The 22,245-nt window shown below is 62.5% G+C and carries 14 protein-coding genes and 1 CRISPR repeat array; of the genes, 2 read left to right on the top strand and 12 right to left on the bottom strand.

Annotated features, from left to right (window positions below; all coding sequences use genetic code 11):
• Window positions 1–110 precede the first annotated feature (110 nt).
• From OXG30_04760 to cas1, 5 genes are all read right to left on the bottom strand, one after another.
• On the bottom strand, window positions 111–440 hold the full coding sequence (locus tag OXG30_04760) for an XRE family transcriptional regulator (GenBank protein MCY4134211.1): 330 nt from the start codon (window positions 438–440) through the stop codon (window positions 111–113).
• A gap of 13 nt (window positions 441–453) precedes the next feature.
• Complete coding sequence (locus tag OXG30_04755; protein ID MCY4134210.1) at window positions 454–828, bottom strand: type II toxin-antitoxin system RelE/ParE family toxin; 375 nt, start codon at window positions 826–828, stop codon at window positions 454–456.
• A 309-nt stretch (window positions 829–1,137) separates the two neighbouring features.
• Complete coding sequence (locus OXG30_04750) at window positions 1,138–2,265, bottom strand: DUF222 domain-containing protein (protein MCY4134209.1); 1,128 nt, start codon at window positions 2,263–2,265, stop codon at window positions 1,138–1,140.
• 390 nt (window positions 2,266–2,655) lie between these two features.
• Window positions 2,656–8,249: a CRISPR direct-repeat array (repeat unit 37 nt; unit sequence CGTTCAATGAGGGCCGGGGGGTTACCCCCGGCGACGC).
• Window positions 8,250–8,424: 175 nt separating this feature from the next.
• A complete protein-coding gene (cas2, locus tag OXG30_04745; protein ID MCY4134208.1) occupies window positions 8,425–8,718 on the bottom strand; it encodes a CRISPR-associated endonuclease Cas2 in 294 nt (97 codons plus the stop codon).
• Window positions 8,719–8,721: 3 nt separating this feature from the next.
• Window positions 8,722–9,777 (bottom strand): CRISPR-associated endonuclease Cas1, encoded by a 1,056-nt coding sequence (gene cas1 / locus OXG30_04740; GenBank protein MCY4134207.1) that lies wholly within the window; start codon window positions 9,775–9,777, stop codon window positions 8,722–8,724.
• Between the two features lie 817 nt (window positions 9,778–10,594).
• On the opposite strand from cas1, the gene OXG30_04735 reads away from it, so the two are divergent.
• Complete coding sequence (locus OXG30_04735; protein ID MCY4134206.1) at window positions 10,595–10,924, top strand: hypothetical protein; 330 nt, start codon at window positions 10,595–10,597, stop codon at window positions 10,922–10,924.
• A gap of 455 nt (window positions 10,925–11,379) precedes the next feature.
• Here OXG30_04735 and cas3u read toward each other — a convergent pair whose 3' ends face one another.
• From cas3u to OXG30_04705, 6 genes are all read right to left on the bottom strand, one after another.
• The gene (gene cas3u / locus OXG30_04730) at window positions 11,380–14,238 is read right to left on the bottom strand and encodes a type I-U CRISPR-associated helicase/endonuclease Cas3 (GenBank protein ID MCY4134205.1); all 2,859 of its coding nucleotides are present in this window, start codon (window positions 14,236–14,238) and stop codon (window positions 11,380–11,382) included.
• A gap of 646 nt (window positions 14,239–14,884) precedes the next feature.
• Window positions 14,885–15,034 (bottom strand): hypothetical protein, encoded by a 150-nt coding sequence (locus tag OXG30_04725; GenBank protein MCY4134204.1) that lies wholly within the window; start codon window positions 15,032–15,034, stop codon window positions 14,885–14,887.
• A gap of 615 nt (window positions 15,035–15,649) precedes the next feature.
• Entirely contained in the window at window positions 15,650–16,861 is a 1,212-nt protein-coding gene (cas7u, locus tag OXG30_04720) for a type I-U CRISPR-associated RAMP protein Csb1/Cas7u (GenBank protein MCY4134203.1), read from the bottom strand.
• A gap of 465 nt (window positions 16,862–17,326) precedes the next feature.
• Window positions 17,327–17,554 (bottom strand): hypothetical protein, encoded by a 228-nt coding sequence (locus OXG30_04715; GenBank protein MCY4134202.1) that lies wholly within the window; start codon window positions 17,552–17,554, stop codon window positions 17,327–17,329.
• A gap of 208 nt (window positions 17,555–17,762) precedes the next feature.
• Complete coding sequence (locus OXG30_04710) at window positions 17,763–18,815, bottom strand: nucleotidyltransferase domain-containing protein (protein MCY4134201.1); 1,053 nt, start codon at window positions 18,813–18,815, stop codon at window positions 17,763–17,765.
• A 62-nt stretch (window positions 18,816–18,877) separates the two neighbouring features.
• Window positions 18,878–20,011 carry an LLM class flavin-dependent oxidoreductase gene (locus tag OXG30_04705; GenBank protein MCY4134200.1) on the bottom strand — a complete coding sequence of 378 codons (1,134 nt, stop codon included), beginning with the start codon at window positions 20,009–20,011 and terminating at the stop codon, window positions 18,878–18,880.
• A gap of 114 nt (window positions 20,012–20,125) precedes the next feature.
• Between OXG30_04705 and OXG30_04700 the strand changes: the two genes are divergently transcribed.
• Window positions 20,126–21,349, top strand: coding sequence for an acyl-CoA dehydrogenase family protein (locus tag OXG30_04700; protein MCY4134199.1), 1,224 nt, complete (start codon window positions 20,126–20,128; stop codon window positions 21,347–21,349).
• Here OXG30_04700 and OXG30_04695 read toward each other — a convergent pair.
• Window positions 21,346–22,245, bottom strand: a complete 900-nt coding sequence (locus OXG30_04695; protein ID MCY4134198.1) for an SDR family oxidoreductase — start codon at window positions 22,243–22,245, stop codon at window positions 21,346–21,348. The genes OXG30_04700 and OXG30_04695 overlap by 4 nt on opposite strands.

Genomic DNA, 22,245 nt, shown 5'->3' with positions numbered 1-22,245 from the left:
GGTCGGCTCCGGTCAGCCTTCATCGACGACGCGCCGCAGCTTCTTGTCGAATTTTGCCCGGTAGTTGAGATCGTTGCGATGAGCGTCCATCTTCTCCTCGAACTCTGAGGCTATCTCGAAGCGCTTTCAACAGAGCTCGGAATAACAATTCGCTCGTCGTCGAAGACCGCGACGAGTTCGAGATGGCCGCCCATGCCTTCAACAACCGACCGATACGTGGACAGCAAATTATCTCCTGCGGACTCCATGGCCGAGACCGAGGCCTGGGTCCGCTCAAGGCGCTGAGCAAGCTCCACCTGGGTCATCTCGCGGTGACGGCGGAGCTCGGCCAAGTTGAACGCCACGGCATCAGCCCTGGCTTCTACCTTCATCGCGTCGATACGGGCACGACGCTCAGGGCTGATCTGCCCAACAATCTCGCTGAACTTGCGATATCCCATGTCGTGGTCCTTTCTAGTCGGTGTCTTCAATCAGATTTTCGGCAGCCAATTCGCTCAGATATTCCTCATAGAGCCGCTCGGCGATAGGAATGGCCTTGGCATACCACCGATCCCATTGGCCGCTCTTGTCGCCCTCAACGAGAAGGATCGCCTCACGCCGGGGATCGAACAGGAACAGGATTCGGAAGTTCTTGGCCACGCCACGCGGTCTCAGCTCCTTCATATTGTGGTATATCGACCCCTTGACCCGATCGGCAAGAGGCCGGTCCAAGCCTGGGCCATGCTCAGCAAGAAATTCAACGGCAACAATCACCTCGTCCTGTTCGGATTCGGCAAGCTCGCCGAACCAGTCAGCAAACTCATCGGTGCCGTTGACTTCCCAAGCCACTGGCGGACTATAGATCAACATTTATATTGAGTTAACTCAATATGAGGTGCGGCCAGCGGAGCCCACCCCCAGCACAGGGACCCTCAGCAGGGATCGGGGGAAGGAGGGTAATCGCCGGCGATGCGCCATGCTCGCCTTCAACGACGGCCGACGCCAACCGCGTTCAATGAGGGCCGGGGGGTTATGCGCCCATTGCAGGGGACAACCGCTCAGAAACCACCAGTATGAGGCAACGACGGTCAGTTCCCAAGAACCGGGGAACCCCCCTACCCCTCTCGCGGGTTCTTTTGATGTATGAGGCAACGACGGTCAGTTCCGAAGAACCGGGCTGTGCTGGGCCAAGTGGTAGGTGGAGGTTCCATGGTCGGGGAACGGATCGGGTGGAGCACTGATCCGATAATGGCTCCGGTGGTTTCGACAGACCTGCCAGTTGCAATCGTGGACCAGGTGATGGCAGTCGGGACAGAGCTGGGCGAGGTTGTCGATGTCGGTGGGCCCGTCGTCTAACCAGTGCTGGATATGGTGGGCCTCGCACCGCTCCGAGGGGGAAATACAGCCGATGCAACCGCCGTCACGGGCTGCCAGCACAATCCGCTGGGCCAATGAAGCTGATCGCTTGGACCGTCCCAGCCACAGCGGCTGACCATCGGCGTCGGCAAATGCGGTGTAGACGTCGGAGTTGTCGAGTAGTTGCTCCAGAAGCTCGGGGGGCACCGGTTGTCCATCATCGAGCCTGGGGTGGCTGAGCTCGCCGGTGTCGGCGTCGTACTCAGTGATCATGAGCAGCGACGCCGGAGTGGCCCGCTGGGGGCCGTCGCGGGTGATCAGCTGCACCAGGGCATCGGCATTCCGCTGTAGGTAGGTGATCTTGCTCTTCTCGCTGTTCTCGCTCTCCTCGCGTCGGAACGCCTCGGCCATTGTGGCCCAAGCCAAGCTGACTCGCTTGCCTGCCATGTAGTCGAGGTGGGCGAATAGCTTCCAAGAGCCATCAGGTTCCTGGGTGATAGACGCCCGGCGGTCTTGACGCTGTTGCTGGTACTTCGAGTAGCCCCGTTCCTCGACCGGTTCCCGGCGAAGCGCGTACCTTGACAGCAGGTCTGCGGGAGCCTCCTTGGTGCAAGCCAGAATGGCCTCTTCGCTTCGGTAGTCGGGCTTGCCTGCGACGCGCTCGATTACCCGGGCTTGGCCAGCGTTGATCTCGCCTGACGCCAGCGCTTCCAATGTGGAGGGAAAACTCTCCGCCAAAGATACCGCCAACTTCACATCTCCGCTCGCCTTGCCTGCGGACTCCAACACCCGCTCCCGCAGCACGCTCGCTGCGGCCCGACGAGTGCTTTGTCGAGCGCGCTCTGCCAATGCCTCAGCCAACAACCCCTCAATCTGAGAACGAGCCCGCCCTAATTCTTCAATGCGATCATCCAATTCTTCGACCAGCATTACACCGACATCAGCTCGAAATACACGCATCACCACTTCCGGCCCCACGCCGGAACAATCGCTTGCAGTTGCGGTTTCACAACCCGCTGATCTGGTGAACTCCATAACCACAAGAATACAACCTACCTGTGACAGTATCCCTGGGTTCAGGCAGACTTAAGGCACTATCTTCAGGAGTTATTCAAACGATTTACACCGATTCAATCCGCTCACCAATCGACATTGAAGGCATATCATTCTTTCACAAGAATTGAGTAAGCAATTTACTCAATATGTAGACGAATTAGACCCGATAGTTTAGCCGACAAATTGCAATTTTGAGACCGGAATATGGATGATTGCCTCGGCGTCGCTCGCCCTTTGGGACTCCGAAGAGATCACGGCCACGCCCGTTCAATGAGGGCCGGGGGGTTACCCCCGGCGACGCTGGCGCTTTGCGCTTTGCGAAGGCCACGGCGGATCAGCGTTCAATGAGGGCCGGGGGGTTACCCCCGGCGACGCTGCCGGCGGCTTCAGTTGCCTGCCCGAGGTCGGGGGACGTTCAATGAGGGCCGGGGGGTTACCCCCGGCGACGCGGACTGCCGGTCCAGCAGGCGCTGGTTGGCCTGCCGCGTTCAATGAGGGCCGGGGGGTTACCCCCGGCGACGCCGCCGCGAGATCGACAGGATCAGCGGCGGCCGGATCGGCGTTCAATGAGGGCCGGGGGGTTACCCCCGGCGACGCCGGAGTGGATGCTGGCCTGCTCGTAGGTCTGCTCCAGCGTTCAATGAGGGCCGGGGGGTTACCCCCGGCGACGCATGCTCCCATGCTCGGCGGCTGTGGACCGCGGCCGCCGTTCAATGAGGGCCGGGGGGTTACCCCCGGCGACGCCGATGGCCTCGGCGGTGGTGATGCCCATGGTGCCTCCGTTCAATGAGGGCCGGGGGGTTACCCCCGGCGACGCGCGGGTAGACCGCGCGGGTAGACCGCGACCGCGCGGCGTTCAATGAGGGCCGGGGGGTTACCCCCGGCGACGCCCCCGAGCAGGTCGGCGGCCCCAGATCGTGGGACGACGTTCAATGAGGGCCGGGGGGTTACCCCCGGCGACGCGCGAGACAACACGGGATCGACGACACCGACGGCCAGCGTTCAATGAGGGCCGGGGGGTTACCCCCGGCGACGCCCGCAGCATGGCCGACGGCGCCGAGTAGGCGTTCAATGAGGGCCGGGGGGTTACCCCCGGCGACGCAGCGTGGCGGCGGGCCATGCGGCGTTCTGGCTGTGCGTTCAATGAGGGCCGGGGGGTTACCCCCGGCGACGCACGGTGACTCCCGACTATGGGCGCTACTACTGGAACGTTCAATGAGGGCCGGGGGGTTACCCCCGGCGACGCACGGTGACTCCCGACTATGGGCGCTACTACTGGAACGTTCAATGAGGGCCGGGGGGTTACCCCCGGCGACGCTCCAAAAGGTCTTCAGGCTGGAACTGGTGGCACTCCGTTCAATGAGGGCCGGGGGGTTACCCCCGGCGACGCATCAGATCGGACCTCTCCCACTTGACGCCGGACTTCGTTCAATGAGGGCCGGGGGGTTACCCCCGGCGACGCGTGGCCGGTCCATTGCCAGAACTTCTCGGTCTTCTGCGTTCAATGAGGGCCGGGGGGTTACCCCCGGCGACGCCCTCGGCGGCGAACTGGCGCAGCACCAGCTCCATCCCCGTTCAATGAGGGCCGGGGGGTTACCCCCGGCGACGCCTCAGATGCGATCCGGCGGGCTACACCCCTACTGGACGTTCAATGAGGGCCGGGGGGTTACCCCCGGCGACGCACGACAGAGATCCGGGCTGAGATTCGGGCTCTGAGGCGTTCAATGAGGGCCGGGGGGTTACCCCCGGCGACGCCTCCCCCCGCTCTCCGGCGAGGTCTATGCCTCGGCCGTTCAATGAGGGCCGGGGGGTTACCCCCGGCGACGCCGGCACCGTACTCGTCACCGTCGAGCCGCCTAACAGTCGTTCAATGAGGGCCGGGGGGTTACCCCCGGCGACGCGGGCCCGGGCGGCTATGACCGGCCAATTCGCCTCGACCGTTCAATGAGGGCCGGGGGGTTACCCCCGGCGACGCGGTAGGGTCATGGCGTCGGATCGACGCAGAGGGAGCGTTCAATGAGGGCCGGGGGGTTACCCCCGGCGACGCTCGGCCAGCCGGCCCGCCGGTCGCTGGTCCACGCGGCCGTTCAATGAGGGCCGGGGGGTTACCCCCGGCGACGCCTGGATGGTGTCTGCCATGGGCGCAGGCTAGCAGGCGCGTTCAATGAGGGCCGGGGGGTTACCCCCGGCGACGCCTCTGCGAATGGGGCTAGCTCCTGCACGTCGTTGATAGCGTTCAATGAGGGCCGGGGGGTTACCCCCGGCGACGCACCCGACAGGCCCGCCGGGGACGGGTGGAAACCGGTCGTTCAATGAGGGCCGGGGGGTTACCCCCGGCGACGCCCGACAGGTCCGCCACCACTCAGCGACTTTCGCAGCCGTTCAATGAGGGCCGGGGGGTTACCCCCGGCGACGCCTGCGCTTCCCCCGGGCGTGCAGCGCGACCGGGATTACGTTCAATGAGGGCCGGGGGGTTACCCCCGGCGACGCCTGTTTTTTCTGTTCTTGGGTCGCCTGCTCTGTTGAACGTTCAATGAGGGCCGGGGGGTTACCCCCGGCGACGCTTCACATTCAACGTTCTGTCTGGAGCCGGTGTGCCGCGTTCAATGAGGGCCGGGGGGTTACCCCCGGCGACGCCTGATCTGGTTGACGGAGGGCTCGAATATCTGCTGCGTTCAATGAGGGCCGGGGGGTTACCCCCGGCGACGCTCTGATGTCGACAGCGGTTGCGGGTCTGGCTCCGAGCGTTCAATGAGGGCCGGGGGGTTACCCCCGGCGACGCAAGAGAGGCTATCGGGCCTACGTGGCGGGCCTGCGGCGTTCAATGAGGGCCGGGGGGTTACCCCCGGCGACGCTCGGTGAATGAGGCTCTGTGGGCGGTCAAGCGGGCGGCCGTTCAATGAGGGCCGGGGGGTTACCCCCGGCGACGCTCGGCCACGACAGCATCGAGGCGTCGTGGGCCGACGTTCAATGAGGGCCGGGGGGTTACCCCCGGCGACGCCGCCGACGGGGAGGGGCGCAAGTCGAACTCCATCACCGTTCAATGAGGGCCGGGGGGTTACCCCCGGCGACGCCAGTCTCTCTCTGGTGTGTGTCGGCTATGTGGGCCGCGTTCAATGAGGGCCGGGGGGTTACCCCCGGCGACGCCCCCCCGACTTGCCCGTAGGGTACCCGGTGTGTAGGCGTTCAATGAGGGCCGGGGGGTTACCCCCGGCGACGCGGCCAAGGCCCAGTACTCGGAGGACGGGCGCACGTCGTTCAATGAGGGCCGGGGGGTTACCCCCGGCGACGCGTCTGGTTCGTCAACGACGAGAGGGACGCCAGGGACGTTCAATGAGGGCCGGGGGGTTACCCCCGGCGACGCGAGGCAGGCGGATGCGTGGCTGACCCATCGCCGAGAGCGTTCAATGAGGGCCGGGGGGTTACCCCCGGCGACGCGGCCGCGGCCTCGACGCGCTGTTTGGCTTCGGCGACGACGTTCAATGAGGGCCGGGGGGTTACCCCCGGCGACGCCAGAATCACCGTGACATCCACGGTGACGTGCATCTGCGTTCAATGAGGGCCGGGGGGTTACCCCCGGCGACGCCCGCTTCTTACGCCAAGTACGTGAACGGGCGTAAAACCGTTCAATGAGGGCCGGGGGGTTACCCCCGGCGACGCAAGGGGTGCGACCCGTACAGCTCGAGCAGGTGCTGCGTTCAATGAGGGCCGGGGGGTTACCCCCGGCGACGCGCCCCAGCGGTTTCCATCAAGATGATGCCCCACGGCTTCGTTCAATGAGGGCCGGGGGGTTACCCCCGGCGACGCTCCTCTCTCTGACTGTCTGACACCATTCTAGCTCGTCGTTCAATGAGGGCCGGGGGGTTACCCCCGGCGACGCCAGGATCGCATTGGCGGTCCCGGCCGGATCCGCCAGCGTTCAATGAGGGCCGGGGGGTTACCCCCGGCGACGCCCGAGGAGCCTCCCACGGCAATTGCGGTGTCCGTCCAGCGCGTTCAATGAGGGCCGGGGGGTTACCCCCGGCGACGCATGAACAGCCGGGCACCACAGCGTCGAGTCTGGCTCGTTCAATGAGGGCCGGGGGGTTACCCCCGGCGACGCCAGGTCTCCGACCGCGTGCGCAACATCGAGGTGAACGACGTTCAATGAGGGCCGGGGGGTTACCCCCGGCGACGCGCCTCGAGGATCCGGGCACCATACGCCGCCATATCCGTTCAATGAGGGCCGGGGGGTTACCCCCGGCGACGCGTGCCGGTGTTGCTGTTTCCTTCATGCCGGCCACCCGTTCAATGAGGGCCGGGGGGTTACCCCCGGCGACGCTCGGCCACTCCGTCCGCGTCTGACCGGAGCTACGCGCGTTCAATGAGGGCCGGGGGGTTACCCCCGGCGACGCCCACAGCCCGCCGCGCCAGCACATGAACCGTCGGCTGCGTTCAATGAGGGCCGGGGGGTTACCCCCGGCGACGCGCCCAGTCACAGGCACAGCCTGGGAACACGGGCTCAACGTTCAATGAGGGCCGGGGGGTTACCCCCGGCGACGCCCGCAGCAAGGTGACATCGCGGTGGACCAACCGGCAGGGCGTTCAATGAGGGCCGGGGGGTTACCCCCGGCGACGCCGGCGGCGGCGTGCTGCTCATCTCTGCTCCTCAGTCGTTCAATGAGGGCCGGGGGGTTACCCCCGGCGACGCCCGGCACGAAGATGGGACTGGTCCACGCAGCGACTGACGTTCAATGAGGGCCGGGGGGTTACCCCCGGCGACGCCGTCGATTCCAAAACGCGTCCAGCTCAAGCCCTGCGCCGTTCAATGAGGGCCGGGGGGTTACCCCCGGCGACGCCTCGCCGGTCGGGTTGAACGTCCGGACGCTGACGCTCGTTCAATGAGGGCCGGGGGGTTACCCCCGGCGACGCGTGACCGGCTCGGCAGCCCATATCGGCGCCAGCAGCGTTCAATGAGGGCCGGGGGGTTACCCCCGGCGACGCGGGCAAACAACCAGTTCGGGATGGCCGTCGAGACGCGCGTTCAATGAGGGCCGGGGGGTTACCCCCGGCGACGCCTCTCGCCGACCGCGACCTTGTGCGTGTCGAAATCGTTCAATGAGGGCCGGGGGGTTACCCCCGGCGACGCCGCGGTGTTGGACCAGGCTGACGCCGACGCCGGCTTCGTTCAATGAGGGCCGGGGGGTTACCCCCGGCGACGCCACAGGCTGTGCTGTCAGTGCAGCTGTACATCCGACCCGTTCAATGAGGGCCGGGGGGTTACCCCCGGCGACGCCTGCGGGACCACGGCCTGCTGCGCTGGGCACGCTCGTTCAATGAGGGCCGGGGGGTTACCCCCGGCGACGCCCGGCTGATGTGAAGGGAACGCCGATGGCTGTGCACGTTCAATGAGGGCCGGGGGGTTACCCCCGGCGACGCCGGCAGGCGAGCCAGCAGAGCGGACATGGGTACCCGAGCGTTCAATGAGGGCCGGGGGGTTACCCCCGGCGACGCTTCGATGTCGGCCTTCGCCTCGCCGCACTCGGGGCACGTTCAATGAGGGCCGGGGGGTTACCCCCGGCGACGCATGATGTCACTCGGGGTCGACTGCCTTGGACGCACGTTCAATGAGGGCCGGGGGGTTACCCCCGGCGACGCGTTTTGATTTTCGCTGTTTCCTTCATGCCTCCACCCGTTCAATGAGGGCCGGGGGGTTACCCCCGGCGACGCCATAACGGTATGACAAAAGCAGAGCTCATCCAAGAGCGTTCAATGAGGGCCGGGGGGTTACCCCCGGCGACGCTTGCAGGTGACATGTGAGAAGGCATCAACCCCAGGCCCACGTTCAATGAGGGCCGGGGGGTTACCCCCGGCGACGCCCCCCCATCTTGATTTCCGATGTTTGCGACCGGATTTCGTGATTGGAGGAATGGTGTGATTTTGGCCGTAATGGTCTTTTGCTCTCTTTGGTTGTCAAGGATCACTGGAGGTTCTCACTTGCTTGCGAGAAACCACTAGAGAGAATATCTCCAACAGGTGACAGCTCTTGCTTGGTCACACGATCCAGGTGTCGCCGAGCCGGTGAGGTCTGTCGATTCCGATGACTGTGCGGCTGTCGTGCAGATTGCCATTCACACGGTAGATGATGACGCTATCGAGATTCGGGTCAATGACGTCGAACAGTTCGCCAATCATCCGGGCGTGTGATTCTGGGGTCAGGCGGCATTCAAAAACTGACAGCTGAGCGCGCTCTCCGTAAGAGGAGCAGACATCAGCAATCCGGCGCAGCCGAGCCGCTCCATCTGAGGTATCTGTATCGGCAATGTCGTAGGTAACAACAACATCCACAGTTCAGTCCTCAAGTAAGAACGGCGGATAGCCGGGTAGATCACCTCGAAGCCATCTGGCCATGAGAGTAGTTTGAGTAGTTGGGATCGCCCACCGCTGAACAGGACGCCCAAGAACTCCATGATGCAGTACAACGTTCTTGTGATCTTCCCACAGACCGATCAGGCATCGACGTCCTTCATCGGTCAGATAGAAGGCACCACCAGGAGTCTCAGTGAAGTGCTCAGAGGTGATCTGGCCTCGTCGAATCGAAGAGACCACGAAGCGGTCGGTCAGCGCTCTGAGCTCTTCTGTCAGATCAAGAGCCAACGACGGGCGCCCAGCACGCAGAGCTTGGTGCAAGAACCCGACTTGGGGGTCCAGTCCAATGGCGTCGCATGCCCCAGCGGTTTCGGAAGTAACCAGGCCGTAGCAAAAGGACATTGCTGCATTGGCTGGGTCACGGGGTGGCCGCCTGGATCTTCCGCTAAACCCGAGGTTGCTCGTTCCAAGTGCCTCTGCGAGACCGTTGAAATAGATTCGGGCAGCATCGCCTTCTATACCTCGGAGCGCGTCGCGGTCACCTGATGAGGAAATCCTCTCCACACGCCGCAATACCTGGTCGCTGCGGTCTCGAAGCTGAGCCGAAGTTTCGATATCAGAATGGTCGCGTGCCCATCGACGAAGAACTGTGGCGCTGTTGCGGATTTTCGCAGCAACGATGAGTCGGGCTGCGCCGATGGCGGCTGCCTCGTCGCTTGCAACCGCGTGATGTGCCGCACGCAGGTGGACATTTCCAACGATAGGCCCGCCGGCGATGAACCTGATCTTCCCACCTCTAGTCAAAACCGACACCCGAACCTTCCTGCGGACGCACTCAGCAATGGCATCTGTGGTGATGTGCCCTGCGAACATCACCACAGCGTCGACTGCTTCGAGGGGTATCCGACGATTCTGCTCAAGAGTGGATACGAGCAGCGAGCCCTTCTTGTACTTGATCCTCGTCTGATACTCGATTGAGTAAACCGTGTTCTGTGTCCTGCCCTCGTCTGCACCGGCTACGTCGAAGGGTTCCGTCATACGTAGAGCACTTGGTGGAGGTACACAGCAACATCAGCAGTATTGGCAGAAATCTCAGGCAGGCAATGGTGCCGAAGCTGGCATTGAGAGCAACGACTGTCATTCGGCGCGTGCGGCAGGATGCCCCCCACCAACTGCTGTCGGATTGCTCCGATGGTATAGACGGTTCTTCGACGAAGCTCCGATGTTAAGTCTACCCGAAATCTGCGTCGCGGCCCGCCGTACCAGATCGCAGCCTCAGAAATGGAGGTGCCGAGCATTTCCTCCAAACAGATCGCCTGGGCACACACTTGGAGGTCTGCCGTAATGCCATGCCGAACACCGGACTTGTGCTCAACCGGTAGAACAGCGCCTTCCTCACCGATCTCAACAACATCCGCTCGACCTGACAATCCGTATTGCTCCGACCAAAGCGGCACTGCCCGCAACACCTGTTTACTGCGTTCTTTGCGAGACTTCGTGGGATCGTCCGTACGGCGGTGAGCTCTTGCTCCCCGCACAGTGTGCGGGTTGTCAGCCCAGATACCGTCAACATGGATGAGAGCACACTGACGCGGACAATATTCGAAGTGCTCAATAGCGGAAATGGGAACTACCGCAATCTCTGGATCGCCCATATCTAGTTCGGTGATCTCCTGAATTGGCGACGCGGGCGGCCTGGCTGAATTCGTTGACTGCTGAATCCTCTGGTGCTGTCGGCCCTAGCAGTAGGCCTGTAAGGCTTGGTCGTCCAGCCTGCATGAATCCCTAGCCTGTCCCAGTCGAGGCGACTCGTACGCCACACCAGGCCTTCATCTGCTTTGTGAGGCTTCCATGATTGGTGCCAGGCATCGAGCAGCGCGTCAATCCCCCACCGATCGAGGGGCTGATTCCATGCAGGCCAAACGAAGGTATTCTCTTGGCGACCTCCGATACCATGTCCCCTCTGCCTGGCGCGTCCTTGGCGTTGTCGGAGGCCGTCACCACGAACCGGCAACAGGGCCAGGCCGAAGAAGGCGAGAACTTCGACAACCGGCTCTACCATGATGTGAACACCCTCTCGTGCTCGGTCAGGGAGTCGAGATATGTCAAATCCAAGACCGTTATCCCTGACCGGAACCGAGATACCGTCAATGGCCTTCTCGATGGCTACGCCGAGTGCATCTGAGTCATCTTGAGCAAGATGACCGGAGATCTTCAAGAGACGATGATGAAGCCATTTGATGGTCCCCGGGCCAGCGGGGTCGAATGGAGCGTGAGACGCTCTACCAGAATCGATGGCCAGATCGGTCAGCGATGAGGTCAAGGTCCAGGCATCTGAATGTCCCCGACTGAGCACTACCCGTTCAACGAAAGTACCGACGGGGACTTGTCGCTCCAGCGGGGAACAACCCTCGAAGTCTCTTGCCAAAGGCATTTCTTCTAGACGCCTCCTGCTCGGCCATGCTTCAGCTATCGCGACCGCTGGTTCCTTGCAAGGATGATGGAGGACGGCGATAGGGGATGGATCGGATGTCCATCTGAGCCTGATTTCTGGGTCTAGTACGGTGGTCCCTAAAGCGGCCAACCAGCCGTTGATCCATTCGGCGGGCAGTCCAGGACATTCGCGGGTCAAATCGCTGCTCATCGGATTTCCAATGCTGTTTCGGCCGCTGCCGATACGAGGTGGTCGGCTTGGCGAACGATTGCTTCGAGCAGGGCGAGTCCCCAGCAGCCGTACAGCCTGTTCAATGAGGCGAACCTGATGGGCTGCTCCCAGTCCACGGTTGAGAGATCGGCGTCGGCAATCACATCGTGGCCGTCAATCTGATAGGTGACTTTGGTGCCAGTCGGATCTTCAACAGGAGCGACCAGAGGCCGACCACGACCATGGTGAGCTACAACCAGGTGCAGCAAGAGGTTCTGCTCATCCTCGTGGAAATTGTGACTGCCGTGGGCCAGCCAGGCAGAGGCAAGCCGACGTGACAGCTCCTCATGACGACCTCCGCTAGGCCATCCAGATGCTGCGCGGCTGTGCTCCCATCGTGATCTCGGGACCTCCGACTTCGCCAAAGCGCTGGAGTGGTCTTGGCCGGGGTCAAGCCAACTCTGAAACCGAGTATCAGCTTTGCCGATGTCGTGGGTCCGAGCTGCTTCTTCAATTAGCTTGGCAGTGCTAGGGGTAACGCCCATTGCGTCGGCGATACGTCTCGCCGTCTTCGCGGCATCATCGCCGTGGGCTTTCAAACTCACGGGATCGGCAATTGAGAGTTCGTCATACTCGTCGAAGCTCACCTGCTGGTTGCCATTCTGGCGTTCTTCGACAGGGGGGACAGGCAATCGCGGAGCTTCGCCAACGGGTTCGACAACCGCATGTCGAATTCCCCTGTCGGCCATGCCGGTCCTCAACCCCTGGAGAAACTTCTCCCACTCCTCATTGGAAAATGATGGAGGTGCACCGCTTTCTTCAAGCTCGGCGCAGAGCCCATTTGCGGCCGAAGAAAGATCAGCAGGTTCGGCTTCCACACGGGGGTCAAGGAGTCTGACGAGATCTGCCATAGCGGCCTTGGGGCCTTCAGGTACTGCTCCATAGATGCCTGAAAGAGCCTCATCGGAAATTACGAGGCCATTGTCAAGAATGGAAGCATCCAGTGCAAGCTCATTCCAGACAGGGTCCCAGTGGCCGCTTTGGTCGAGTTTGGCCGCCTCGCAGCCCACAACGATCGTGTCTCCAGGACATAGGACGAGACTGCCGTTGTCACCCACAGCAATTTGCTCAGCGGTGGCTTGATCTGAACCAACCCGGATGCAGTTAGCACCTGCAAGTTCCTTTCTGGCTTCACCAACGGGGACTGAGACAATCTCATCGGGTGAGATACGAGGCCAGATCTTGTCCCCGGACTCGGGGACATGGGCTCGCCAGACAACGTCGACATCCAGATCGCTGTCAAGCAACCCGGAGAAATATGGCTCGACAGGTGCTTCGCCAGGAGGTGGGGTGCTCGTCTTGACCCATTCCCATAGCAATGCCTCAGCGAGGACTGGGACGTCCAGGGCTTCTGGGGGCAGGTCGCCAAGAACTGCGCCAACATTCCCGGGGGACATATCGACCTTCTCATCGAAGCCACGAGAAGCATCAAGCAGTTCGAGCACTCTGACCGGCTCATCACCGTAAACAGGCCACTGCCTGTCTTTGGGCTCGACATGCACATACACCCCTCGGGCGTGCGCGCGCCTGCCGAGACGGTTCAAGCGGCCGAGACGCTGGGCCAGCGCGCGAACCCCGCATGCTTCGGTGATCATGTAGTCGGCGTCGAGATCAGCCCCAACCTCGAGGGTCTGCGTAGCGACGACAACCAGATGCCTGTCGATTGAGCCCCCAAGCCGTTCTGGCATTTGGCCAGCCGACATTCGGGAAGTGATCGCTTCGACCGCCTTCTTCGCCTCAAAACCACGGGTTCTTCCGGTAGCGACGACTACTTCACAGTCGCGGCGTGATCTCAATGCCCTCGCCACCGATAGCGCTGTCTTTGGCGTATTGGCAAAGACCAGAATCCCGTAGGAACCCCCGGCGTCCAAAGTGTCGAGCAATTCCTTGGTCGCCGTTGCAATGGGTTTAGCCGGATCGCCTTGAGCAATGCCGGGAATGCTCAACGGCTTCGAGGCCTCAAGGCGCTTCACGATCTCATTGTCATCGCGATCTGCTTCATCAAGGTCGAACCGGTTACCCGGTGTTTCACCTGTCGCGGTAAGGGCGACAACCACGGGACTCATTCTCTGAGCTGGCAATGCATGCTCGATACCCGCCCCAAGGCTGTAGCTACCGCTAATTGCGTCAAGAAGCAAACGAAGCGGCTGAGCCAAATGGGCCTCGTCAAGCAGGACGAGGCTGTCGACTCCCGCAAGAGCAGCGTCGATTGGCCGCATCGACCTCGATGACCCATACCCTCTGAACAGCACTCGCGATCCATACATAGGGATGGTGGAGCAGATGATCGCTGGCTGTGCTGGATGTCTTGGCCGGTTGTGCGAGTCACCGCCGCGAAGACGACATGCCTGCAATGGCAGGCCCATGCCGGAGAGGTGTCTAAGTCGGGCTGCCACGGCTTGGACAGTTGCCGCTGCCTTTCCGTGTAGGCCTCCAACAGGCATGGTTGTGCCGTCACACTCAATGTTGTGGAGAGTTTCCGGGTCGGCAAGCAGCGCTTCAAGCCTCAATGCATGTCGGTAGGTGTCGTCGACCAGGTTTCGGCGGTTCACAACCCACCAAATTCTGGTAGGAACCGTGCGATCTCGTGGATCCCTGTCCGCTTGGCTGGCCAGTGCCCAAATCGCAATGTCGAGACAAGCTGTTTTGCCTAGTCCGGTTGGAATACCGATCAGCTCCGGCCACTCACCAGTCGCGGCGACCTGCTTGGCCAATCGCGCTTGCCATGGGAATGGATCACGCTTATGGATTGACCGGTACCAATCGCTGAACCCTGGGCAATCCGGGATACTCACGCCTGGTCTTCCCTGGGATCACAGGGAGCGCAAAGACCGAGTCCGTAGCTGCGGGCGGAGCCAATCACAACAGGTCCAGTCAATGGCTTTTCAAAGAAAAGACCCACATGAGCATACGGGCGGGTCTGGGTATGCCCGGGCCGACGAGTCTCGGTGGGATGCAGGTCTACACCTCCAGACAGGAAGGGTTTCCGGCTGATCCGAATTTGAACAGGCTTGGGAAGTCCTGCTTGCTCACACCAACGGATCACCGCTGTTGAGTCAATCCGCTGATGTCGATCACTGACTGCGGGGAGGGCGGTCACCCATCGACGGGCGGGGCCTTGCCATCGCCGCGGGTTTGTGGTCCAACTTCTTCGGGAACGGTCTACGGTGATCCTGGTGCCATCGGCCAATGACAATGACTGAATGGAAGACAGTGTGCTGGCCAGATTGCGCACGTCAATCTCTTCAACTCCTCTCGGCACCCAAACCGCCGCACCGTGGATCTTTCCCTCGGAATGGGGGTGTCCTATATTCGGCAGCGCGAGAAACCGGGCAAGCTGATAATCGGACTCGCCTTCGCTGACGTGGCCGTGCAACCAGCCAGCAGGGTCGCCGTGGTCTCGTTGATACCGAGCGAGTGTTGCCTGCTTGAGTCCGTGGGCTACAACTGCTGCTCGCCGGCCTGAAACCGGCCTTTGGAATCGAAGCCAAACTGGAACCCGGCCCAGCTGAGTGTCCGCGGGTGGATCAAGGGGATGCCGATAATGGGCTCGGGGTTGATACCGCCGGGTCTGGCTTCTAGTTGCACCATGCTTTGACCAGGCTTCAAAGGCGGCTACCCATCTGGCAACGTCGCCAGCTGCGTGCACGTTGACGATTTCCTGGCCATCTGGGTCTGGCGTCCACAGCATGTCTTCGCTTCCATCTACCGATTGGCCAGCAAGACGTGCAACGGTGATATTGACCGGCGAGTCAGCACATCCCAAGTACCCAACGCGGGCAGCCCGGTACCGGAGAGCTGCCAAGTCGTTGTCGTCTATCTCAACGTCGTACACAAATCGGACACGTGGTTTGCAGGGAGCGACCCTGACCCCTGGTCGCACCAAAACCCCCGTCCGTGCCACGTACTCCTGCTGCTGGTTCCTGACCCGGTCTTGCCCGACGACATACCGCTCTTCGAGTGGCTGGTGGTGCGGATCGGGATCGGCATGAATCATTGGCGGGTCTGCTGCCGCCAGCTGCTCCAGTTCAGCTCCAGTTGTGCGTTTGGTTTGGCTGCCGGTGCCGTCGGCGGCAATCAGTGCTGCAAGGAGCCTAGACGGTGCGGGAGGCCATTCTCCACTGGTCTGTCTGCCAGCTGGAGCAGAACCGTCGGGGTCAGCTCGGTAGGAGCCGTGCAATAGCTCAATGTCAAAGACGAGCACTCCTACTCCTCCGCATTATCGAGGTCGGGCCAAGTCGCACGGATCGCCGCGGTCAAGCCTTTGTTAGGAGTCAGATAGATCGGTTCTGCCTCCCATCCCTCCGTCGGGACAAGAACGGCTCGGGCTGCTTCGAGTGCCTCCCTCACCAAACTTGTGGAGTCGTCAACAGCTACCTCAGTTGAGTCGAGCCGAGATTCACTCTGCTGCACGACCAGATCAGTGCCCGAACGGAGCGCAAACGCCCGCCCAAACGCTGATTGGTGTGCGTGCAAGCCGAGCGCAGCGATAAGCACGCGAGCCGCGGCATCTTGCTCGTCGGAGTATCCGTTCCCCAGACGGACTCGGCGAAGCTGAGGAAATGACAAGGTGGCTCTCTGGGTGATTCGCCGGAACGAAACTGGTGCCAACCCAGAATCGGCAGGTACTTGTCCATGCCCGATGTTTGAAATGGCACCGGCCTTTTTCCCATCCTTTGAGCCGGATTTCTCGCCTTCGACGAACTTCCACCCGCTACCGAGCAAGTCGGCATCATCAAAGTCGACCCGATTCGTGTCCTCGATGTTGTACGGGTCCCCTTTGACGCCCAGAGTTCGGGTCAGTTCTTCGGGCTGCCCACCCGTTGCGGGGTCCCAACCGACAATCTCCGATACCCACGCCCGAGCGTGCTTGGCTTGAGATCGATCATTTCCCAGGTGGGACTGCCAAAATCCATACAGAAGGGCTTGAGGGAACCAGGCAACCAAAGCTCCGCCTGAATCCGCGGTGGCATCAATGATCGAGCGCCCTATTGAAGACTTGGCGAACGCTTCGCCGCCTAGGAGGGCATCCCGCAAGTAGGCATCCCCATTCCGATGCGGCCAGCGCAAGCTCGACAAGCTGCGCGGCAAGTGAGGAGGAAGGTGGGTGAAGTCCTCTCCGGCAAGGTTTAGCACTAGGCGGGGAACACCAGTTTCGTCGGCGGTGTCCTCTAGTGCTGCTTCAAGCCGGTTGGCCTGCGAGGGCACGTTGTCGATGACGATTACGGGGGTTGGCTCAGAAGCATCGGAGCTCTCCCACCGCTTGTCGTGCTGGTATCGGACGCCAGCGTAGATGGCTGGATTGACCGGCGTGCCATGGCCTCCAACCGGTTCCAACACCGCATCCAGCACAATCGCGCCATCGCTGGCATCTTCGTCGCATGCCGCCCGCAGCATGCTCATCGTCAGTGGGGTCATAAAGCCCTCTCCCTCTCTTGCAAGTCAATGATTAGCGAGAGGCAAACTAGCAAGAGGCGATGACAATATGCGCTCGCCTGACGGCCAGCTAGTGCAAATCCCCAGGTGGAAGGGCCAGAATACAGCCACAAAAGCGCCTCTCCCTCACACCAGGTGGCTATCGTCGCCCGCTGGCAGCCAAGGTGGGCTTCAGGGCGATGCCTTCCACCAAGAGCTACCGGCAGTTATATGAGCAGGTCGCTACCCGGCCCGGTGCCGCGCGGCGGCTCGCAGGGCTTCGGAAGCGAACCTTGGCTGAGATGAAGGAGCACAAGCCCCAACAGGCAGCCAGCAAAGCTCTCGAAGCAGGGTCGGATCACCGAGGGCCGGTTGGCGGGGGTTGATATAGATCGCGGATTCGGCGCCATCGCACTACCTCAGGCGCGTGGCGTATTCGTCGCCAATATTCGCGGAGAAGCTCGGCTGCTACTGGCCTGGGTCGGACTCGTCGCTGCAAACGTCGTCCAGGTATCTCCCAAGATCGTCGTTCTCTACCAGGGCAAGCAGAGCATCGCGTCCTTCAGGGGTGAGCCGAGAGTCACCATTGCCGGGGCCGGTTTTGGGGATGTTGTGGTCTGACCACTCTTCCCGATCCTGAGACGAAGCCGCGGCATCCAGCACCTCCACAGGCAAAGAGGCTGCGATATCGCTCACGCCAAGATCGTACCAGGCACCAAAACAAGAACCTACCCCGATACCGCCGCTTTCTCTTTGGCACGGAGGTGGGAAATGGCGTGCTGGCTGGTGAGAGCTTCGAACTCGTGCCTTGACGAGTCTTCCTGCTCGCCTTACCCACAAACCGCTCAACCCGCAGAAATGTCAGCGACGAGCACGCTCGGCGTCGAGCGCTGCTACTACATCTTCACTGGAGATCCTTCCCAAACTCTGGCCTTCGATCCGCTCGAAGACCTCTTCGGTCGGGCGGTGGCATGGCCCCGGTTTGGAGGTAGTGGGCGGTGGCGTGGTGGCGGAGGTAGTCGATGGGCTCGGCGCAGCGGTTGAGGACGGCGGCGGCGTCGGTGGGGATGGGGATGGGGCGCAGGGCGGAATTGGCGATTGCGGCCAGAGCGTGCTCGATGAGGTTGGCGGCGGCGCGTATGTGGGCGGCGGTGTTCTCGGGGGTGATCATCTGCTGGAACGAATCCGACTGCCCCAGATAGGGGGCGAACCTCCAGTTGGTATGAGAACCGTCTTCCTCAGCGGTATCGAGCGTGTCGAGGACAGCATCGACGAACGGGCCCGACGGGGTGGGACGGAGCTTGCCGGCCATGATGTCGATGTTGTGGGTGTTGTCGAGGTATCGGCGGAGATGGAGCCGACCAAGCGCGGTCAGGCACTTCTCGATGCTCATGTGGGCGGATTCGAGCGCAGACTCATAGGCATAATCACGATCGGCGGCAGACCACGCCCCTTCGCCTGCTTCGCCGGGGATGGATTTGAGAATTCGAACCAGCTCCTGATTCTTGCGGTGAGCCCCTTCCAGATCTTGCAAGGCGAGGCCCCAGTCGTCTCTCGACATGACAGTCTCCTCGGCACTTGGTGCCGGAAGAAGGCAGGGGCGCTCAACCAGAGTGATGCCGTGGGCGTGTGCTTCTCCGAATACGGAAGAACGGGCATGCTCCAGGCTCCACTCCCATTCGCCGATGGTGGCGAGGATCACCTCGCATTTGACCCCGCATGCGGCCTCAGCAGCTTGGCGCAGGGCGAACTTCGCCGCGCTGCGATCATCGTCCCGAGAGTTATGCGAGCCGGAGACAACAATGATGTCGATGTCGGAACCGGGCTTCTGAGTCCGCTTGGCGACTGAACCGAACACCACGACACGCACAATGTGCGGATCATGCTCAGCTATCGCCTCAGCAGCAAGGGCAGCATCATTGAGCGTCGGCGCTCTGTTGACAACGAGGGTCGCCATGGGACGATGATATCAACAAGACTCACCGAATAAAGAAGTAAATTAGATATTTTCAGTATATGTCAGCCAACAAGAGCGGACTCTTTGGCCCGGAAGTGCGGAATCACGTGGTGTCCGAATTGACGGATGGTCTCGAGCATGACCTCTTGGGGGATGGTGCCCATCTGGATCATGCACATGATCTCGTCGCAGCCGACGGCCTCCAGCTCGCTCACGTAGCGGATGGCGTCTTCGTAGTCTCCGTAGGCGTGCTCGACATTGAAGGTGCTGGTGGCGTTGGGGCTGAGCGGGATGTTCATCTCGCTGATCTTGGCGTGGACGTTGCCCACCGCCTCGTCGATGGCTGCCGCGGTGTCCTCGTCTTCTGATCCGGCCCGGGGTGGGGGCGTGCCCAGGTTCCAGTGCATGATGGCCTCGGCGAAGAATCGCTGGCCCCGGGCTCCGATGCGGAACGCCTCGTCCCGGTCGTCGAGGATCGTGGTGGGGCACAGCGCCGAGAACCAGTCGTTGGGATGGTCGCTCACGAATCGCTCGCCGGTGCGAGTGGCGATGGCCTCGTCGTAGGTCTCCTTCATCAGCCGGATCTCGTCGGCCCCGGCGAACCCCAGCACCAGCGCTCCGATGCCCAGATCGGCGGCCAGCTTCACCGTGTCTACCTTGGTGCAGGCCAAATACAGCGGCGGATGGGGGTCTTGCACCGGTCGGGGCAAGATCGGGTGGGGCGAGATGTCCAGCAATCCGTCCCATTCGAACTCGTCGTCGCGCCAGCAGTTGGAGATGATCCGCAGCGACTCCTCCACCTGGGCGTAGGTGTCCTCGGGCTTGACCCCGAATGCCGACATCTCCTGGAGGGTGGCCCCCCGGCCGGCGCCCACATCCAGCCGCCCGCCCGACAGCACGTCAAGCATGGCGATGCGCTCCGCCACCCGCAGCGGGTGGTTGTAGCCGAACGGCATGCACACCACCCCGTGGCCGATGCGAATCCGGGACGTGCGGGCCGCCACCCAGGTCAAGAAGATCTCCGGGGCGCTCATGTGGGCGTACCACTTCAGGCAGTGATGCTCGACCGCCCAGATCCGGTCGAAGCCCACCTCCTCGGCCAACACCGCCTGGTCCACGCAGTCGCGGATGACCTGCTGCTCGGTCTCCCGTGACGGATCGGCCATCTGGGCTTCGAAGATCATGGAGAATTTCACGGCCATCATTGAACCACTCGCCATCCTCCAACCCCGAATGGAGGCAAAGACGCGCTCTCCGCCCTGCCGTCCGGTAGGGACTGCCGGAAGCCCTCTGGCTACCATCAACGCGGCATGGATTTCGACGAGACACCCCAGGAAGCCGCCTTCCGGGCCGAGTGCGTGGAGTGGTTGGATGCCAACATCCCCCTTGATGGCGGTGGCCCCCGCGATCAAACGGCCATCACCATTTCCGACCCCGAGGTTGAGAACGCCTATGTGAACCGGTGCAAGGGATGGCAGCGCACCAAGTACGACGGCGGATGGGGCTCCATCACCTGGCCTGTCGAATACGGAGGCCGGGGCCTGAGCGGCATCCACGACGGCATATTCAAGGAGGAAGAGGCCAAGCGGGTGTCGGCCACCGGAGTGTTCGCGGTAGGCATCGGCATGACCGGCCCGACCATCATCGCCCACGGCACCGACGCCCAAAAGGAGCGGTTCCTGCCCGCCATGCTCAAGGGCGAAGAAGTGTGGTGCCAGCTGTTCTCTGAGCCGGTGGCCGGATCAGACCTGGGCGGGCTGAGGACCACCGCAGTGCGTGACGGCGACGAGTGGGTGGTCAACGGCCAAAAGGTGTGGACCTCAGGCGCCCAATACAGCGACTGGGGCATCTTGTTGACCCGCACCGACCCCGACCAGCCCAAGCACCGGGGAATCACCTATTTCCTGGTGGACATGAACACCCCCGGTATCGAGGTGCGCCCGCTGGTCCAGATAACCGGTGCCGCCCACTTCAACGAGGTCTTCCTGTCGGATGTGCGGGTTCCCCACGAAAACATCCTCGGCGAGGTCAACGCTGGGTGGGGCCCGATCATGACCACCTTGTCCAACGAGCGGGCCCTGATCGGGGGATCCAATGCCCGGACCCGCTTCAAGGAGTTGGTGAAGCTGGCCCAGCAGACCGGCACCGACCACGACCCGGTGATCCGCCAAGAACTGGCCAAGACCTACACCCGAATGGAGATCCTCAAGTACCAGGGATACCGGGTGCGCACTGCGGCCAGCCGAGGCGAGCTGCCCGGACCGGAGAGCTCCACCATGAAGCTGGCCATCTCCCTGCACTTCGGGGAGATGGGCGACTTGGTGATGGCCATGAACGGCGCGTCCGGGATGCTCCACGGCGACAGCGCCCGAGACGAGGGGCGCTGGCAGTACGAATTCTTAGGTCAGTGGGCGTCGCGCATCGGCGGCGGAACCGACAACATCCAGCGCAACACCATCGGTGAGAAGGTGCTGGGCCTGCCCCCCGACATCCGGGTGGACAAAGGCGTCCCGTTCCGGGAAATCCCCAGCTAGCTTGTGCCGTAAACCGGGGCTGGCTCCGGTGATCTGGCAATCGAAGCCTGCACCGCTTCACCCACCTCAGCAGCAGCAAACTTGCGCCCCACATCCACCACATGCCCGTGCTGCCAGCCGTCACACACGTTGAGCGCCCCGCCGGCGATCTCGAAAACCCGTCCGGTCACGTCGCAGGCGTCCGACCCCAGCCACACCACCAGCGGTGAGGCATTGGCCGGGTCTTTCTCATCCCAGCCCTCGGGCGCCTCCTCTTCGTACATGATCCCCGCTGTCATGCGAGTGCGGGCGTCGGGGGCGATGGCGTTCACCATCACCCCGTAGCGGCCCCACTCGGCGGCCTGCTGGATGGTCAGCGCCGCCACCCCGGCCTTGGCCGCGGCATAGTTGCCCTGGCCGATCGAGCCCAGCAGTCCGGCACCGGAACTGGTGTTTATCACCCGCCCCTGCACCATCTCGCCAGCCTTGGACCGGTCCCGCCAGTGGGCCACGGCGTGGCGGGCGGGGGCGAAATGCCCCTTGAGGTGGACCCGCATGATGGCGTCCCACTCCGATTCGCTCATGTTGGCCAGCATCCGGTCGCGCAAGAAACCGGCGTTGCACACCAGCGTGTCAATGGAGCCCCACGTCTCAACAGCCTGAGCGATCATGGCCTCGGCCTGGTCCCAGTCGGCCACATCAGCCGCATTGGCCTCGGCTTCGCCCCCCATGGCCCGGATCTCGGCCACCACCTCCTGGGCCGGCCCCGACGCGCCGCCCGAGCCGTCGCGATCCACTCCTAGATCGTTCACCAGCACCCTGGCCCCCTCGGCGGCGAATTCCAGGGCGTGGGCCCGGCCCAGCCCCCGGGCCGCTCCGGTGATCACCACCACCCGGCCCTCGGCGATACCGGCCAT

The sequence above is a fragment of the bacterium genome, assembly GCA_026708015.1.
Lineage (GTDB): Bacteria > Actinomycetota > Acidimicrobiia > Acidimicrobiales > Bin134 > Poriferisocius.
This window is presented reverse-complemented; position numbering and strand designations above follow the sequence as displayed.